Annotated in this window: 15 protein-coding genes; 4 read left to right on the top strand and 11 right to left on the bottom strand. The window is 36.5% G+C overall.

Annotated elements, in window-relative coordinates:
• The gene (deoC, locus tag EL165_RS12355; RefSeq protein ID WP_002976661.1) at positions 1-744 is read left to right on the top strand and encodes a deoxyribose-phosphate aldolase; all 744 of its coding nucleotides are present in this window, start codon (positions 1-3) and stop codon (positions 742-744) included.
• Positions 745-797: 53 nt separating this feature from the next.
• Here deoC and dusB read toward each other — a convergent pair whose 3' ends face one another.
• Complete coding sequence (dusB, locus tag EL165_RS12350; protein ID WP_002976662.1) at positions 798-1793, bottom strand: tRNA dihydrouridine synthase DusB; 996 nt, start codon at positions 1791-1793, stop codon at positions 798-800.
• Between the two features lie 198 nt (positions 1794-1991).
• Between dusB and EL165_RS12345 the strand changes: the two genes are divergently transcribed.
• A complete protein-coding gene (locus EL165_RS12345; protein ID WP_081457756.1) occupies positions 1992-3962 on the top strand; it encodes a T9SS type A sorting domain-containing protein in 1971 nt (656 codons plus the stop codon).
• A gap of 75 nt (positions 3963-4037) precedes the next feature.
• On the opposite strand, the gene EL165_RS12340 is transcribed toward EL165_RS12345, so the two are convergent.
• Positions 4038-7265, bottom strand: a complete 3228-nt coding sequence (locus tag EL165_RS12340) for a hypothetical protein (protein ID WP_002976666.1) — start codon at positions 7263-7265, stop codon at positions 4038-4040.
• 153 nt (positions 7266-7418) lie between these two features.
• Between EL165_RS12340 and EL165_RS12335 the strand changes: the two genes are divergently transcribed.
• Together EL165_RS12335 and EL165_RS12330 are read left to right on the top strand one after the other, a co-directional pair.
• Positions 7419-8192 carry a T9SS-dependent surface endonuclease, AS87_RS02955 family gene (locus EL165_RS12335; protein WP_002976669.1) on the top strand — a complete coding sequence of 258 codons (774 nt, stop codon included), beginning with the start codon at positions 7419-7421 and terminating at the stop codon, positions 8190-8192.
• A gap of 154 nt (positions 8193-8346) precedes the next feature.
• Positions 8347-9156 carry a T9SS type A sorting domain-containing protein gene (locus EL165_RS12330; RefSeq protein WP_002976671.1) on the top strand — a complete coding sequence of 270 codons (810 nt, stop codon included), beginning with the start codon at positions 8347-8349 and terminating at the stop codon, positions 9154-9156.
• A gap of 103 nt (positions 9157-9259) precedes the next feature.
• On the opposite strand, the gene EL165_RS26320 is transcribed toward EL165_RS12330, so the two are convergent.
• From EL165_RS26320 to EL165_RS12290, 9 genes are all read right to left on the bottom strand, one after another.
• On the bottom strand, positions 9260-10342 hold the full coding sequence (locus tag EL165_RS26320) for a hypothetical protein (protein ID WP_232529185.1): 1083 nt from the start codon (positions 10340-10342) through the stop codon (positions 9260-9262).
• A gap of 131 nt (positions 10343-10473) precedes the next feature.
• Entirely contained in the window at positions 10474-12081 is a 1608-nt protein-coding gene (locus tag EL165_RS26315) for a gluzincin family metallopeptidase (RefSeq protein WP_232529184.1), read from the bottom strand.
• A gap of 53 nt (positions 12082-12134) precedes the next feature.
• The gene (pyrF, locus tag EL165_RS12320; protein WP_002976676.1) at positions 12135-13514 is read right to left on the bottom strand and encodes an orotidine-5'-phosphate decarboxylase; all 1380 of its coding nucleotides are present in this window, start codon (positions 13512-13514) and stop codon (positions 12135-12137) included.
• A gap of 121 nt (positions 13515-13635) precedes the next feature.
• A complete protein-coding gene (locus EL165_RS12315; protein ID WP_002976678.1) occupies positions 13636-13977 on the bottom strand; it encodes a YkvA family protein in 342 nt (113 codons plus the stop codon).
• 83 nt (positions 13978-14060) lie between these two features.
• Positions 14061-14600: a TlpA family protein disulfide reductase gene (locus EL165_RS12310; RefSeq protein WP_002976681.1), complete on the bottom strand. Its 540-nt coding sequence runs from the start codon at positions 14598-14600 to the stop codon at positions 14061-14063.
• A gap of 10 nt (positions 14601-14610) precedes the next feature.
• The gene (locus tag EL165_RS12305; protein WP_002976683.1) at positions 14611-15174 is read right to left on the bottom strand and encodes a thioredoxin family protein; all 564 of its coding nucleotides are present in this window, start codon (positions 15172-15174) and stop codon (positions 14611-14613) included.
• 17 nt (positions 15175-15191) lie between these two features.
• Positions 15192-16262 carry a chorismate synthase gene (gene aroC, locus EL165_RS12300; RefSeq protein WP_002976685.1) on the bottom strand — a complete coding sequence of 357 codons (1071 nt, stop codon included), beginning with the start codon at positions 16260-16262 and terminating at the stop codon, positions 15192-15194.
• A gap of 44 nt (positions 16263-16306) precedes the next feature.
• Entirely contained in the window at positions 16307-17947 is a 1641-nt protein-coding gene (locus EL165_RS12295) for an LIC_10190 family membrane protein (protein WP_041461391.1), read from the bottom strand.
• A 54-nt stretch (positions 17948-18001) separates the two neighbouring features.
• Positions 18002-18550: a glycine zipper domain-containing protein gene (locus EL165_RS12290; protein ID WP_002976688.1), complete on the bottom strand. Its 549-nt coding sequence runs from the start codon at positions 18548-18550 to the stop codon at positions 18002-18004.
• Positions 18551-18757: the final 207 nt, after the last annotated feature.

The following is an 18757-nucleotide window of genomic DNA, read 5'->3' as shown; positions in this document are numbered from 1 at the left end:
ATGAACATAGCCCAATATTTGGATTCTACTTACCTGAAAACACCAGAGCAATCAGGTATATCCCACGAGGAAACACTTCAAAAAGATAAACAACTTGCGCAGGAAGCCATAGATAATGGAATCTTTGCCGTGATGATTCGTCCGGATTATGTATCTGAGATCAAGAAATATATTCAGGAAAGAAATTCAAATGTTGCAGTAGGAACTGTAATAGGCTTTCATGAAGGTACTTATTCTATTGAAGAGAAGCTTGCAGAAGCTTCAAAAGCAATAGAGGATGGAGCCGATGAACTGGATTTTGTGATTAACTACACTGCATACCTGCAGGGAAATATAACACTGGTAAAAGAGGAATTTGTACAATGTACTAAACTATGTCTAGAGCATCATAAAATTGCAAAATGGATTATAGAAATCGCAGCTTTGACTGATGCACAAATTGCAGATCTTACTAAAAATATTTCTACCTGGGCAGAAGAGAATTTCTCTGAAAACGAACTGTCGAAAATTTTTGTAAAGTCATCAACAGGATTCTACAAGACTGCTGAAGGAAAACCTAACGGAGCGACCTTTGAAGGAATAGCAATTATGCTCAATAACGCCGGTAAGCTTCCTGTAAAAGCAGCTGGAGGAGTAAGAACTCCTGAAGATGCTGAGAAAATGATCAATATGGGAGTAAAGAGAATCGGAACCTCTTCAGCATTGGCACTAATTAAAAATGAAACTTCATCAGAAGGATATTAATATAAATCCTAATAAAATAAAAACCATCAGTTTTGCTGATGGTTTTTTTATTTTTATAGCTGTGCCTGATATTCTTCGTAGAATTGTTGGGTTTCTTTGATCAGGCTGTCCATTCCTTCCATGGTGAAAACTTCAAGGAATTTTTTTCTGAACTCCTTAAAATGAGGAATACCTCTGAAATAGTTGCTGTAATGTTGTCTCATTTCTACCAAGCCTAATCTTTCTCCCTTCCATTCAGCACTCCATTCTGCGTGTTGACGAACCGCTAATAATCTGTCTGAAATTGTCGGTTCAGGTAAGTGTTCCCCGGTTTTAAAGAAATGCTTGATTTCGTTAAATATCCATGGATATCCGATAGCTGCACGCCCGATCATGATACCGTCGCATGCATACTTTTGTTTATATTCTAATGCTTTTTCAGCAGAGTCTATATCACCATTTCCGAAGATCGGAATCTCAATATTCGGATTTTGCTTGATTCTTGAAATATGCTCCCAGTCAGCTTCACCCTTATACATCTGGGCACGTGTTCTGGCATGTATCGTAAGAGCTTTGATTCCTGTTTCCTGCAGACGTTCTGCCACTTCATCAATATTAATGCTGGTGCTGTCCCATCCTAAACGGGTCTTTACCGTTACCGAAAGGTGAGTAGAGCTTACCACGGCTTTTGTAAGACGGACCATCAGGTCGATATCTTTCAAAACACCAGCTCCTGCACCTTTGCACACTACTTTTTTTACAGGGCATCCGAAATTAATATCTACAAGATCCGGATTTACCGTTTCAACAATTCTTGCAGACATGGCCATAGCTTCTTCATCTCCACCGAAAATCTGTATTCCGACCGGTCTTTCATAATCGAAAATATCAAGCTTTTTACGGCTCTTGATAGCATCACGAATTAAGCCTTCAGAAGAAATAAATTCCGAATACATTAAATCTGCGCCATGCATCTTACACAAACGTCTGAACGGAGGATCACTTACGTCTTCCATCGGAGCCAGCAAAAGTGGAAATTCCGGCAGTTCTATGTTGCCTATTTTTATCATGGTGCAAATTTACGAAATTCTTAAAAAACAAAATTTTTATAAGTAAGATGTGGTACTATGTTTTGCTTGTGTTGTTGTGTTTAAGGTATTTTATGATATTTTGTTTAGTTTTTATCAAATATATTTAATTGATTATCAGTATTTGTTGAATTTTATTAATAATTATTTTTTATATTTAGTATAATAAAAATTAATGTCATGAGAAAAATTCTATTTTGTTTGATGGCAATTTTGGTTTCATCAACTTTTTATTCACAAGTCAATATTTCTGCTACGGCGGGAACAGCCACAGGAACTTATACTACGTTAAAGGGAGCATTTGATGCTATTAACGCAGGAACACACCAGGGTGCCATTACAATCAGTATTACAGCAAATACAACCGAAACAGCAACCGCCAGTCTGAATGCCAGCGGAGGAGCAGTAAATTATACGTCAGTTGCTATAAAGCCTGCGACGGGAGTTACGGCCACAATTTCAGGTGATATTGCCAATGGACCTTTAGTGAGAATTCAGGGAAGTAATATCACCTTAGATGGAAGCAACACAGCTTCAGGAACCACAAGAGACCTTACCCTTACCAATACTTCTGTTACAGCACCACAGGTATTAACTTTTATAGCAGCTTCAGCTGCTGCCGCCAATACAAATATCACGGTTAAAAACCTGAATATCGTAAACGGTATCAATACCTCTTCCGCATTTATTATGTATGATGGAGCTGCAACTCCTACAGGGGGCTTCTTTAATAATGTGACCATCCAGAATAATTCTGTGAAGAAAGCCTATATAGGAATGTATTTATTTGCAGCTGCAGCTGCAGGTAACGGCGGTAACACTCTGGTGACAGGAAATGATGTGAGTGCTACCGGAGCAGATGCCGTTCGTCTTTGTGGAATTTATGTGCAGGGAGCAGACGGAGTAACTGTAAGTAATAACACAATTGGCAATTTTGAAACTACAAATGCTGAGATTAAGAGGGGAGTCTGGTTTGCAACTGCAACCGTAAATTCTTCCATTACTTCCAATACCATTACTAATCTAGGTTATTCGGGAACTGGTGCCGGCGGAGCTTCAGGGATAACGATAACCTCCGGTAATACAGGAGCTTCTGCAGTGGCTAATATTAATGTAAGCGGAAATACGATTTCCAATTTTACTTCCAGTGGAACGGGAAGTCTTTTTGCCGGAATTTATGCAGGAGGTACCTTGACGTCAGGTATGACCATCAGTAACAATAAGATAAACGGGATTAAAAATACCAACGTATCAGGATATGGCGCCCAGGGTATTTATCTTGCAACAACAAGTCTTGCTTCCAATACATTAGTTGCCAATAATGTTGTGAGTGGTGTAGCAGGTTATGGATATGCAACAACCGGAGGAGTGAATGATAACGGAAACGGAATTGTTATTGCTTCAGGAGGCGGATACAAGCTTTATTATAATACTGTTGTAATGAATGTCAGCCAGACTGTAGCAGGAAGACCATCTGCTTTAAATATTACAAGCGGAGTAACCGGTGCCGGAGGTATTGATGTGAGAAATAATATTTTTGTCAATACTCAAACTCAGGCGGGAGACAGATATGCTATTTACGCAGGAGCCGCCAGCAGTGTTTTCTCTACCATTAACTATAACAATTTCTATTCTACCGGTACAAATCTTGGCTATATAGGAGGAGCAGCAAAAGCTACCCTTGCAGATATCCAGGCAGGATTCGGAGGAAATATAAACTCACTGAATATACTACCTGTATTTGTATCAGCCACTGATTTCCATTTGTCCGCTACAGGAAATGCCGCTCTTGACAATAAGGGAACTCCGGTAGCAGAAGTAACATTGGATGCTGATGGCAATACAAGGAATGCGGTAACACCTGATCTTGGAAGCTTTGAATTTACAGCAACTGTATTGGCAGTGAATGAAGCTGCGAAAAAGAATACGGTTAATGTGTATCCAAACCCTGTTACAGATTACCTTTATATCAATAATGACAGCAGAATCAAAGATGTTGAAGTATATAATGTTTCAGGACAAAGAATTCTTAGTGAAACAATTAATGCTGAAAAAGGCACTGTCGACATGAGACGGTCTCCTGCAGGTATTTACATTCTAAAAGTGAATGGAGAAAAAGGATCACAGTCCCTGAAAATTATTAAAAAATAATATTGAGCTTATTACCAAAAAATAATCCCTGATAGTGATATCGGGGATTTTTTATTTTGAAGATCATCATTACTATTAGAAGCTTGCTTTTACCTGCATACTTCCGATATGAATCGTACGGTCACCAGAATTTCTTCCTTCGTAATTAAGGTTCAACTGGATAAATGAGTTGATAGCCTGCTGAATAAATACACTCCATACCTGGTTTTTTCCAGACTTCAAACCATCCAGCATCTGGTTTCCTACAATACTGAAATTGTTTCCTGTAAAATTATTGCTGATAAATGAGAAGTTTCCGCGGATTGAAGTCTTTCTGCGTTCCCATTGGATGGTTCCTGTAACATCAAAAGCTTTAAGAAGCTCTTCTCCGTCCAATCTCTGTTTTTGACGGAAGGCAGATGATAGTTCAGCCTGAATGGCGTCTGTGAATTTATAAGTTGCCTTAGGCTTGGTTTCAAAGTTATTCAAACGGTAATCTCTCGTTGTAAATAATTGTGAAGAGTTTTTAATATCATGAACCGAGTTTTCCCAATCTACCCTGAATTCTTTATTGAACCAATATCCGATATTCAGGAAGTGAGAAGTCTGCTCGCGTTCTTCATTACTGAAATTGGCATTGATGAGATTATCGTTGGTAATAAACCTGTAATTTCCATTCCAGCCTGATTTTTCAGTTGGATTAAACTGTACGGAAGCAAGAATATTCTGGTTTTTAAGAATCTGGTCACTGTTCTTCTCAAAAGGATTCAGGACGAGAACCTTATCCTTTTTATAGAATGAGTTTTGGGAATTTAATGAAATATTAAAATTCCACCGCTTTAAAAATCCGTTTTCTGAATTAAAAACAATGGCTGGATTCACAAATAATGCCAGCTGTAATTTATTTTTATTAGACGGCAGGTACCTCACAGAATTTGTATACACCCGGATATATTGTGCAAGGTCGGAATATTCGGCAATTTCAAATTCGTCCAGCTGCTGAACGCCATCTCCGTTGTAATCGGTCCATTTATAAACACCCTGTCCATCAGTTACTTTAATGTATTGGAATTCTCTCTGTGCTTCCTGTCCGTTTCCAAGTTCATAGAAAGCCTGAAGGCGCATTCCGTTTCTGAAAAGCTGCTGGTTGTATAAGATGTTTCCAACTACGAAATCATTATTTCTGGTTACTTCACCTTCTGCACCCGAGTAGAAAAACTTTCGGTAATGAATTAAAGTATTTAAAGTGGTTCTTTCTGTTTTGATGATCTGACTTTCAGCCATGATTCCCAGAATATTGTTCATATTCTGAAGTCTGTTGTCACGTACCGAGTCATTATCCCTCATGTATACTTTTGTCAATAATTTGGTTCTGGTGCTGTCTCCGATTTTCTTTTGCAAAAAGATTTCCTTCCAGCTAAAGCTCGTGACATCCATAAGCTGGGTATCGTTATACTTCTTCTCGTTATGCTCCATACTTCCACCGATGGCCCAGCTGCCTTTCTTACCGGTGAACTCCGTAGAAACTCCTCCACGGATGAATTTTGTATCCTGAAGGGTAGCATTGGTACTCAGATAAGACAAATTCCCCTTGGTAAAAAACTTTCCTGTAATCCATCCGAAATCCAGGTCATTTTTAATCCCTTTGTAAGAATCCTGTTCATTCAGATAATTGATACGATAATTTAGTGTAGACTTGTTATTCCATTTATTCAGGAAGCTGAAAATAAATCTGTTTTGGGTTCTGTTATTGAACTCCTGTGTAAGGTTGAAATCCCTGGAGAATTCCACATCATTAATTCGGTCGAGGATATGAAACTGTCTGTCTATGTATTGGTATTCAAAACTAGGCGTCCCTTTCCATGTATTCTTTTTGAAACTTTTATTCCCAAAAATACGCCATGCATATCCTATGTTCTGATCAGAATCTTTTGACGAAAATAAATTGACATCATAATTACTCAGGGAAATATCTGCTCCTATTTTACCTTCATTCAATAAATATTCAGAATTCACAGAGTATACCTGTGATTTCTGAGGAGAAGGAAGTTTTCTTACCGCTCTGTAATCTCCGGCGTTAGGCCCTACATATTGAAAAACACGTCCGTTATTTGTGGTTTGTGCTATTTTATAATCCCCCAGATTAGCTCCGAAATAAGTAAAAGAAACCTGATAAAGTGTTAAGCTTGAATCAGTAGAGTATTCATAGAAATTTCCGGCAGAGTTTAGTTTATATAAAATTTTATTGACATCATATTCGGTAACCACTCCTGAAGGGGCATACATCAGGTCAGGATTATTTCCAGCCTCAGCAAGAATCTGCTCGTCTTCTTTAGAAAGATTTAAAGAAAGAGGAGCATTCTTATTGTCATTTTCCATGAACCAGTTTAATCCTACTTTGAATTTTTCTCTCTGATGTTCCAGTTTTCCTGTAAACAGGTATCTTGAATAATTTCTGTTGGCATAGTTATAGGAAATAGTGATGAAATTCTGCTGGAAAATAGGACGGAAACTGGTAAAAGTAACTTCACCGGTGTTGTAGTTGATAATATAATCCTGGTTTTCACCACGCTTCATTAGAATACCATCTATGAAAACCTGTTCGGATCCGGAGATCAGAGTGATAAACTGTTCACCGTTTTTACCTGTCAGACGGTATGGCCCCTGGTTACCTTCAACCCCTTGAAAACGGATTCTGTGGAATTCACTTCGGGCAACTCCTGCGGAAATATCTACCAAAGTCTTGTTTTCTTTCCCAAATTCTGTCTGAAACTGAAGTCCCATACTCCTTCTCTGGTATTTGGCAAAATAATTCTTAGCTTCTATAAGATCAAGGTGGCCAGCTCTGAGGATAGACTTTTCCTTAATATTAAGCTGCATGTATATTTTATCAAACTCCTCTAAAGTTTGGGTATAACCATCAGCCTGAATAGGAAGGTTATGGTCTGAAATACTTGCTAAGATGGTAACGTCTTTTGATAATCGTCCTGAAATCTGAAGGTCCATGGAGCTCTGTACAGACTGTCCCTGGTTGTTACCAAAAGTAATACCACGGATAATAGAACCTTTTGAATTAAGCTCTCCTAAAAATCTCTTTTTATCATTCTTGGCGAGTACGGCTTCATCAATAACGATCTTGTTATGTGTTCTTATGAAATCCAGGGTGTCTTTTGCGAAGATATCCTGTTCCAGTTTTGCAGCAAGAATACTGTCTCTTTTGATGCTGTCTTCAGGGACATTGGGATTTTTCCATGAAAATACCTGAGCATTTCCTGAAAATATGCCTAAAAAGAATACAACGAATAGAATGACAAAATTCCGCAACTTTTAAAAATAATTCGTAAAAATAATTAAAAAATGTTAACATTAAGAGGTTAACTATAATTAACAAAAACTTAACCTCTTTATTGCCCCAAATCAAAAATTAGATGTAGTTTTGTTATGTAAGTAAATTATTAACAACAAAAAATTTAAATCATGAAAAAACTTTATTCGTTATTTGCTACAGTAATGTTAGCAAGTGGAATTTTTGCGCAAACAGTCTTCAGTGCTACATTTGATGATGTAACAGGAACAGGAGGAAATGATGGTGCTTGGAGTGGAGGTATTGCATCAAGCGGATTTGCTGATGGATCCAGCTCTTATACAACTGGCGGAAACTGGACTTTTACTAAAATTTATAAAGGAAACGGATGTCTTAAGGCAGGTACAAGTAGTCTAAAAGGGTCAATTACTACTCCAACTTTTAACTTAACAGGATCAGCTACCCTAACATTCAGAGCAGGTGCATGGGATGGAGCTAGTGAAAAAACTACTTTAAATATATCTGCAACAGGTGCTACTCTAGATCAGGCAAGCGTAACTATTGTAAAAGGAGCTTTTTCTAACTATACCGTAAATATTACAGGCGCTACCGGAGCTGTAACTCTTACATTTGAAGGATCTGCAGCTGCCAATAACAGATTCTTTATTGATGATATTATTGTAAGCACAGGAACCCTTGCTGTTCTTGATACTAAAAACGTAAAATCAGCCAACTTTGTAAAAAACTCTTTCGTTAAAAACAACGAAATTGTTTTCGGATCTGATGTAAAAGACGTAAAAGTGTTCAATATGTTCGGACAGCTTGTAAAAGAAGCTTCTGTAAAACAGAACGAAGCGGTAAGCGTTGCTGAATTGGCAAAAGGAAACTATATCATAACAGGTACAGTAAACAACCAGCCGGTTTCTCAGAAAGTTCTTAAAGACTAATTTCTTTCAGATAAAAATAAAAACAGCCACTCCAATAAAGTGGCTGTTTTTTTTATGAGTATTCTGATTTTTAGATTTTTATATGATGCATATTTCTTAATTTGGTGGTACTGTTTTTGATGTTTTATGATTACCCATTCTAAAAATAATAACGATGAAAAAAATCTTTACTCTGTTTGGACTTACATTATTGACTTCTTTTTCAAATGCCCAGATTGTGATCAACGAGATCTATGGTGGGAATGCAAGCTCTGGTGCTGTATTGAAAAATAATTATATTGTCCTTAAAAATATCGGAAATACACTGGTTTCTCTTACGGGTGCCAGTATTCAATACGCACCGGCGATAGGTCCTTTTTCCGAATATCATACTTTGCCGGACCTTACGCTGGGACCTGATGAAACTTATTTGATTCAGGAGTCCGCGATTGATGGAGGAGTGGAGAATCTTCCGACACCTGATTTTATTGCAACCACAATTACAAATTTTGACGGAACTCCCAATAAATCTTCCGGGCTGAGAATTTCCAGTGTATCAGGGAAAATTGCTTTGGCCGGAAATATAGTACAGGTAACAGGGCCTTCTGCATCCAATGTACTGGATTTTGTGGGATATGGAGCAAATGCAGATCAGTTTAAAGGAGATGGGCCGGCTCCTTCCCCTACTGCTACCACTGCTATTAAAAGAAGCCTGTTAGGAAATGATGATAATATGGCAGACTTTTCCCTTGAAGGAAGCGTAAAATCGGGATTTGTACAGAATCCTTTTATCAAAGACAGTAAAGTAGTGTTCGGAACTGAGGTAAAAGACGTAAAAGTATATGATACATTCAGGCGGGTCGTAAAAAAGTCACCGACGAAGCTGGCTTCATCACTTGATATTGCAGAGCTTCCAAAAGGAACTTACATCGTCACAGGAACCATTAACGATATTCCGATTTCACAGAAAATTATAAAAGATTAGTTTTTAATAAAAAGAACAGCAAATATTGATAAGCTGTTCTTTTATTTTATATACGTGTTTTCTGTCCATTGAATGCACAAACAGAATCAGCAATAATTTACTGTTAATACCAACCTCTTCTTGCTGCGTTAATAATGGAACCAAGATTGAGAATCAATGTATATCTGATACGTTTTCCATAATCTTTGAATGAAGGTTCAAATCCTAAAGAAGATTGTATCGGAAAATATACTTCCAGAAAATCCGGAATGATCCTTACTTTAACTCCGGTGTCCCATATAAATTTAGCCGGAAGATCTTTATTTTTATAAACTCCCGCATCTGCATATACATGGAATATTTTCCATACACTAGAATCCACGTTGGCAGAGGTAATCCATTGGTTTACCGATCCCGGCAGAAAAGATTTAAAACCGCCATCAGCAAGTATAAACTGCTGTGAAAGAAGACCGCTGCTGGCACTTTCTCCTAAAAGAGTATAAGAGAAGGAATAGTTGGAAACCCTGGATATTCCATAATTGAAAAGGTTATTGCGGGTATCGTTTCTTAGGAAATATCCGGCAAACAAACGTAAACTGAGCTTTTGTTTAGGAGCAAATTCCCATCTGTAGAAGCCTTCAGCTGTTATTTTGTTGAAATCTTCCATTCCCTGGGCACTCAGGCTAAAACTTTTTTCATGAATCATCTGGCTGTCACTATAGCCATATCCGATACTCCAGAGATTGTATTTGCTATAGTCATTATTAACAATCATTTCGGGGCTCAGATCTCTTTCAAAATAATTATAGGAAATTCCGATACTTCTGCTTACCGTACTTCTAGGATTCTTTCTGAAACTGATAGAGGAAGATATGGATGTTTTTCTATACGCCAGATCATAATCATAATGAAAGTATGAACCGGAAACACCGAATGTCAGACTCCGGATGATGCTTTCAGCTGGCAGAAAAGAGTAGGATACAGCTCCGGATCCCGTTAATTTTCCTGTTCCGGTACTGTAGGTTGGTGTAACGGAGTACAGAAATTTCTGATCAAACAGAGACTGATTTTTTAAATTAATTCCCAAAAGGAACTTATCATAAGTATTGTTGAAACGTACTCTTGGGCTGATGTAAATTTCATTGTATTCCGGGTTAGGAATATCTTTTAATAATTTAAGTTTAATTTTTTTTGCATTGGAAAACAATCCCTTTGCATAAAGAAAGTTATCCCTGTAATTGGATTCAGGAAAAATATAACCGTTATTTAAAGTAATCTTATAGATGTTTTCTGAAGCAGGCAGAGATAAAATGGAAGTACGTTCATTTTCTTCAGTGTCTATCCAGTATTCCTTTTTTCTCCTTCTCTGGTTTCTGTCTGTAGTTTTACCGGAATAGAGATATCCGTGTTTTTTACAATTCTTATTTGCAGGGAATCATTTTCTTTTCTGATATTTTTCAATTTAAAATCAACCCTGTTTTTCTGTTTGAAAAAGCCGGAAAGATAAGCCGATGATTTATTTTTTTCAGAAAGATCCGTCAGAAACTCTTCAGGATTGATTTTCTTTCCCGAGTTTTCAGAGATATAATTTTTTATAATTTCATTAAAAGTGTCATATCCCATTTTATCAGCCGAATAGTTGAAAAGACTTCCGGTTTCAAAGCTGCTGACAGCCATATCATTGAAATTACTCAAAACAGGAAAATGCTCATCGATCTTCTGATCAAGATTCTGCAGCATGATATACTGATAAGAAAGTCCGTAACGATCAAGAAGCTTCACCTTGGAAGCATGGAATAGCTTTAAAGGTTTAAGGCCAAATATTCTGGTCTCAGGAAGTGTGCCGAGAAGTTTAGTATCAGCATAGAATTTTTTGAGATACTGAATTTCCAGGTAAGATTTTAAACCATTTTTAAACCAGTGATCTTTTTCTTTATCTGCAATTACTTTTTCATCCAAAACTTTCTTGGCCATGATCCCAAAATAATCCAGATCTGTATTTTCTGTATCAGTAAATAGACGGAATCTGAATTTCCAGAAAGTAATATCATTATTTCCGAAAAAATCTTCTTTGGCTCTGAATTTATCTGAAATAAAAATACTTTTCGGAAGGAATCCTATGCGTTCTTTAATGAACTTTAATTGCAAAGGAAGATAAAATTCCAGGTTTTGTTTTTCCTCCGGTCTCAGGTTATATCCAAATTTGATATCTATTTCCTCTCCGTCAACATTGGTTTTTATAGAAGGAAAGGCTGTTGTGGAAACCAAAAATTCAGGGTCTGAATCAAGGTATCCCTTAAATGAATTCATCTGAACCTGTGGAAGATTACCTTCTACAAAATTATTAACAGGAATATCAAAGTTGATGGTCCAGAAAGTATTGAAACTTACCTGCTCTTCAATATCATGGTAGTTTCTTTTGGAAATATTGTCCGGATCAAAATGATCCGGAACAATAAAGAAATATTTTAATAAAGTATTCTGAGCGGAAGTTCCGTATCCCGTAAAAGTTTTATCGGGAAGCTGCATTTTGTACTGCAGCTTTAAAGAAACATTTTCACCAGGTTTTAATGCACTTTTCAGAGGAATAAAAATGTTTTCATCTGAGAGCGTATTGACAGGTGTCACTTCATTTTCTGAATCTTTAATATTCAGTTCAAGTAGTTTCCCTAATTGACTGCTCTTTGCAAAATGCAAATCATTATTACGGTCTTCCAGTTTTCTGTAGACTAAAGAGGTGCCGCGTTTATTGTACGCGGAAACCCAATTCAGAAGTTTTATGGTTTGCAGGTCTTTTCCGGAATGATTGTAATAAACAATTTCCTGGCTGACTTCAAGGTTCTTTTTGTCAGGAGACAGTTTAGCTTCAATGTATATACTGTCTGTCTGCGCAGAAACCTGTACAACTCCCCATAACAAAATAAGGCAAATGCTGATCTTTTTCAAATATTCGTGATAAAGCCCAAATATAACTTATTTTGTATATACTTTATAGGATTTTAACCCTGAATTGCTTTTTTTTCCAAAGAATTAATATATGCGTTCCATCCCTCTGTCTTATAGGTGATCGCAGAGGCTTCAGGATCATCAGATTTGTAAATTCCTCTTCCTACGATAATAAAATCAGTATGAAGTGTTTTGAAAACATGTTCAGGAGTGTTATACTGCTGTCCCTTTCCATCTCCGGAATCTGCAAGATTTATACCTGGAGTGAATAATAAAAGTTCTTCAGGAAGTTTATTCTGAGATACGCCGCCAATTACATTAGGATGAGATAAAGCTACTTTTAAAGCCTCTTCACGATAGCTTGCTGTTGTTAATGTTCCTTTGGAAGACATTCCAATAATAGCTACCACTCCCACATTTTTGAAACAGTCTAAAGATTCAAAACCTCCGATAACCTGAGATGTGACAAAATCTGCCCAATCTGTTATTTTAAAAACTCCGCTTGTAAACTGAAGCTCCTGTGTATTTCCGATATCAGCAAATTTTCTGTCTTCCATCAGTAAAAACTGGTGCTTGGCAGCAATTGCTTTCAAAGGAGTAATTGTTTTTTCATATTCGAAATCAGAAATAATATCGATATGTGTTTTTAAAGCAATAACATGCGGGCCTACTTTTTCAGCAAACTCCAATAGCTCCTGGGTTGTAGTAACGTCAGCAGAAGCAATAAGATTTGATTTTTTCGCCAAAGCTGTTTGCAGTAATTTTTTTGAAACTGAATGCTGTGCAGCCTGAAGTTTCTGCTCATAGGAAGATCTGGTTTCTTCTTCGAACTGGATATGGTTACCCTGAAGGAAGTCCTGGATTCTTTTTACTTCTTCATCCGACAATTCTCCGGTTTCCTGAAGAATAGTGCATACTTCTGAAATATTGAAAAGCGTATGTACTCTGTATCCTTTGCTTTCCAATAGTTGTTTTCCTCCCTGCTCTCTGTCCAGTACCACAACAATATCTGAAACCTTAAGATCTTCCTGTTCTATTTCAGGAATGGTTTCCAGTAAAGATTTTCCTGAAGTGATGACATCTTCTACCAGCAGACAGTTTTGCCCTTTCTGATAAATACCTTCAATCAGTTTTTTTGTACCATAGCTTTTAGCCTCTTTTCTTTTAATAATTAATGGAATATAGCTTTCCAGCGACATTGCAGTAGCCATAGGAAGAGCAGCATAAGGAACTCCACAGATTAAATCAAAATTATCTAACGGAAGCATTTCCAATAAATAATTCGCAAGATTTTTTAAAATTTTAGGATCTGAAGCCAAAGGTCTCAGGTCTACATAAAAAGGACTTTCAATACCACTTTTTAAGGTAAACCTTCCGAATTTGATGATGCCTAGTTTGTAGCACTCTAAGAAGAATTCTTTTTTACTTTCCATTATTTTTTATTAGATGTTGCAAATTTAAGGAATTGAAATAAGGCTTAAAAATTTATCACTCATTTGTAAATAAAAAACCATCCCGAATGTATCAGGATGGTGTGAAAAATATAATAAACTATTATTTTATGATTTCGGCATCAATAACTTGAGTGCCTCTGTATTTTTGCTCGGCTTCCCATAACAAAAACTTGTCAACCTCTTTGATGAGCTTGGGAATGGTAAGTGACAATACTGCCAGATCGTCCATTACGCCAAGTACCGGTATGGCAAATTCAGGAAGCAGGTCGATAGGAGAGATGACGTATAAAATTCCTAGTAAGGGAAGAATAATGTCTATGGATTTCATGGGATAAATTCCTTTTCTCCACATTCTGACCATTCTGAAAATATCAGGGATTTTTTTTACAAAACCCTTGTGGTTGATAGCTTCCTTTGCAAGATTTAATTTTGAATACTTCATTTTGTGTTTGGATTTAATAAATTTTTCAACGCTATAAATTTCACAAATCCTGTACCAACAAATTATAAAATTTAGTTAAAGTATTATTTGATAATATTGTCAATGAACTGATGCACAGTCTCTGTGTCCCAATCTTTTGTAGCATCCTCCTTAATAAGGATTCTTCCATGCTTATCCAGCAGGAAAGTGGTAGGAAACACCTTAGGAAGAATTTTCTCAGAAATCGGGCTTTGTGCAATATATACAGGAACAGTATAATTATTTTCTTTCAAAAATTTTCTTACATCTTCTTCTTTATCATTCATCGCAATCAGTACAAAATCTACATGATCTTTTCTGGAGTTATACAATTTCTGAATAGAAGGCCACTCTTTTCTGCAGGGCGGACACCAGGTTCCCCAGAAGTTAAGGAATATACCTTTGTCTTTAAAGTTTTTCAGGTTTGTGCTGGGTGCATTAATGCCTTTGAGCTCTATATCATAATCTTCTTCACTTATATGTACTGCATTTTCAATAGTTGCAACGGGAAAGAATGTATCCTTTAGAAAATTTCTTACTCCGGGTATTAAAGCAATACCGGCGATAACGACGATTAATACAAGATAAATGATATTTTTTTTCATATCTCTTTTTTTATAGCAGATCTAAAATTTCCTGAACAGCATCTTTTCCTCTGTTTTTAGCGTAATATATCTGCAGATCATTATAGAACGTGTCTTTTGGATATGCTTCAGGATCAGCTTTATATTTCATCAAAAGTTCATATCCGTATTTTGGACGTGGCCCCCATGAATTTTTTACATTCAGGTCTTTATCCAGGATAAGGACTTTAGGAATAGATTCCGTGCCATTGGTCAGAAACTGATTGATTAAACTCTTATCGCTGTCTCTAAGAAAAACCCTTACTTCATTATGCCCTTCAAAAAATCTGAAAACAGCCGGAACGGTTGCGCTTGCATCTCCACACCATGCTTCGGAAATGATTAAAATCTTTCCGTCAAAGTTTTTGGCAGCAAGTTCTTTCAGCTGATCTTCATCCGGAACGTATTTTTTTACTGTTCTGTCCATTCTTTGAAGACCCAGTTCATAGTATTGTTTATAGTCAGCTTCCTGTTGGTTGGCAGGATGCTCTAATCTTTCTTTTGCAATCTGAAGATATTCTTCAAAAGAAATTCCTTTATCCCAGTAATTTTTCATTACCAAAAAGATTTATGTTAAAAATTATTGATATTTCTTGTTTTGTTGATCAGGAACAGATCTGCCAATACAAAAGCCGCAAGGCTTTCCACCACAGGTACCGCTCTTGGAACTACACAAGGATCGTGACGTCCTTTTCCTTCTACCACTACAGGATTTCCATCCTTGTCGATACTGTCCTGAGGTCTCAGAATCGTGGCTACAGGTTTGAAGGCTACACGGAAGTAGATATCCATTCCGTTGGAAATTCCACCCTGGATCCCTCCTGAAAGGTTAGATTTTGTAGTAAAATCTGTATTGAAGGCATCATTATGTTCCTTACCTGTCATTTTAGCTCCGCAGAAGCCGCTTCCATATTCAAAACCTTTGCAGGCATTGATGTTCAGCATTGCTTTTGCCAGTTCGGCCTGAAGTTTTGAAAAGATAGGTTCACCGATTCCGACAGGAACATTTTTAATTACACATGTAATTGTTCCTCCGATAGTATTCCCTTCTTTTTTAATCTCTTTGATTCTTGCAATCATCTTTTCCGCCGTTTCAGCATCCGGGCAACGGACATCATTGCTTTCTGTCTGAGAAAAATCTAATGCCTGATAAGGTTTTTCACAGAAAATATCTCCTACGGAAGAAACGTAAGCGTTGATCTCAATATCTGGTAAAAGCTGCTTGGCAAGAGCTCCAGCAACTACCCAGTTCATGGTTTCTCTGGCAGAAGATTTTCCTCCGCCGCGATGGTCTCTGAAACCAAATTTCTGATCATAAGTAAAATCAGCATGACTTGGACGATATGCACCTGCAATATGGTCATAATCCTTTGATTTCTGATTTTCATTTTCAATGATAAAACCGATTGGAGTACCTGTTGTTTTCCCATCAAAGATTCCTGAAAGAAACTTTACTGTGTCACTTTCTTTTCTTTGTGTAACAATTGCTGACTGGCCGGGTTTTCTTCGGTTCAGTTCATATTGAACCTTATCGAGATCTACCGTTAAACCTGCCGGAAAATTATTGATGATACCGCCATAAGCCACTCCGTGACTTTCTCCAAATGTTGTAAGACTAAGAAGATTACCTAATGTATTGAACATGATACAAAATTACCGTTTTTTATTCAGATAATAAAGTTTCGGGATTAGTTCTGTTTATATGTGTTTTTGATAGTATTGATAATCTTTTGGACTTCTCTTTTTTCATCTTGAGACATTTTTTTCCAGATAAATCCTTTCTTAACATCATTCTTGTCTGAAAGCTGTGGAAAAATTCCTGCTTTTGCATCATCAAAAAGATAAGAAGGTGTTATAGCTGGAATAGGAGTATCAAAACTATAAGGATACTTATGGACGACATTAAAATTGAAATTCCCTACTTTAAAGGTGTTAAACTTTTCGTATTTGTAGTTTAAAGGTTTATAAAGCTGTTCTTTTTCAAATCCTGCCATAAAACTTCCGGCCCGGAAACCTGGTATATATTTCCGGACAAATTCCGGATACGATAAGATGGAAACAAAAAGCAAGCTGAGCGCAGAGAAAACAACGATGGATTTTTTTTGATCAAAATATTCGTATAACATGACAAAGAATATCACAAAAAAAACATCCAGAAAAAATCTGTATTGGGCTGAAAAAGCCAAAATAAAAATACTTTTTATCAATATTGAAATGCAGATGAAGGTAATGAGCTTTCGCTTTTTTATCACTGTAAATAGTATGAAAATAACCAGGCTCAGAACAAAAAGGATATTGATTTTTGATTTAATCCCGTCAAGAGAAAACCAGTTTTTAATATGATCAACGGTAGAAAATTGTTGAATTTCTTTATAAGTATATTGCATATCATAGGTTTTCATGACGGCAAATTCTGAAGATATTTTTAACACTTCCGGATTGGGTTTCCAGAATAGTCCTAAATCACCTATGGCTACGGGAAAGATAGGGTATCCGAATGTCCATAGATTTTTAAGAAAAAATAAAAAAAGAATGGGGGTGCCTAAAAGAAGCTGTTTGAAATTATTCTTAAAAATAAAAACAGAGCTTAAGAAAACCAGAACTGGCAGCCATATCATCGTTGGCTTTATTGCGAAAACAAATGTTGAAAAGGCAAAAAGGAGAGTGGTATTTTTATTACCTGCTATGAGTTCATTTAAAATAATCAATGAAAAAATAATACAGGGAAGGTCTGGGCTTGGAGATTGTGAAAACAGTAGCAGAACCGGAAGAAAACAAAGATGAATCCAGTTTTTTCTTTCAACAATATACAATACATAAATGATCAGTAGGACTGTGTTAATCCTTAAAAAGGGATCTGAAAAATTTGAAAATCCGGCCTGAAAAATATGCCAGACAGACATCTGTCCTAAGGTGAGGTCTACATTGGAAATTCCCTTTATCAGTCCATGTTCTGTGAGCCATTTTAACGTAGGAATATAATATCCAAAATGATCCAATATATAAGGATAAAAGGAACCGGCAAATAGGGTAAGGAGACTTGCAATCCCAATCAATCTAAAGTCTTTTTTTGAAAAATGATAAAGCTCCAGGTAGAGTTTATTTCTAAAGAAAATGAATAACCCAAAGAATATTGAAACTGATTCTACATAAACATTCAATGGAAAAAAGAAAGAGACAATTGTCCATGTAAGGCTTATTATGAGAATTCCGGACAGGATTTTACCGGTGATTCCACGAAATAAAATCCCCGATAAATTTTCTATGATTTCCCCCCAGCCCATTAAGACCGGGATAATGAAAATTGAAGAAAACAGAATCAGTAACATAAAAAAAGATTGCTTAAAAATAAGCAATCTTTATCTTTATTGTGAAAATATTTATTAACGAGGTTGTACCCTTCCGTCTTTTCTATCCTGAGATCTACCAATAGTATATCCTGTAGCACCACCTACAACACCACCAATTACAGCACCTAGTCCTCTGTTTTTCTTAGCAACAAGAGCTCCGACAGCAGCGCCACCTACAGTCCCTATGACGGTTCCCTTAGCAGCTTTGCTCCATCCTTTTTTCTGAGTAGTTCCCTGTGAAGTGCCACTTCCGTTATTGGCATAAGTACCGTTACTGCCTCCTGATCCGGAATTTGAACTTCTGTCTCTGTATATAGTTCGTGTTTCTCTGATCACTTTTGGTCTTGAATTATTTGCAGCAGCAACTTTGGCTTTGCTTTCTGATATACTATCTGCTTTTTTCTGAGCTTCATATACCATTTTTTCTTTTTCAATAGCCAGCTTTTGTTTTTCTATTTCCAGCTGTCTGGCCTGAAATTCAAGCTTCTGTGCTTCCAGTGATTTTTCAGCAACGCTGTCATCTTTCTTGCAGGCTGTCATTAAAAAGACTGATAAAAAACCTGCTAATACTATCTTTCTCATAATTCAAATTTTAAGCAATAAAGTCAAATGACTTTGATTTTAATTCTATTTTCAATTATGAAGCCAAATTTTAGTTAAGGAATGTTAAAATTAAGAATGGAAAAGGGAAATACTTCATGGATTTAATTGATTTTGTACTATTGATGCAGGGTTTAAGGCTTATTTGTAAATTTTAATTCACTGATAGTTTTTATTAAATTCATATAA

It is taken from the genome of Chryseobacterium gleum (genome assembly GCF_900636535.1).
In the GTDB taxonomy this organism is placed as follows: Bacteria; Bacteroidota; Bacteroidia; order Flavobacteriales; family Weeksellaceae; genus Chryseobacterium; species Chryseobacterium gleum.
Note: the sequence above shows the minus strand (reverse complement) of the source record. Positions and strands in the feature narration are given on the sequence as shown.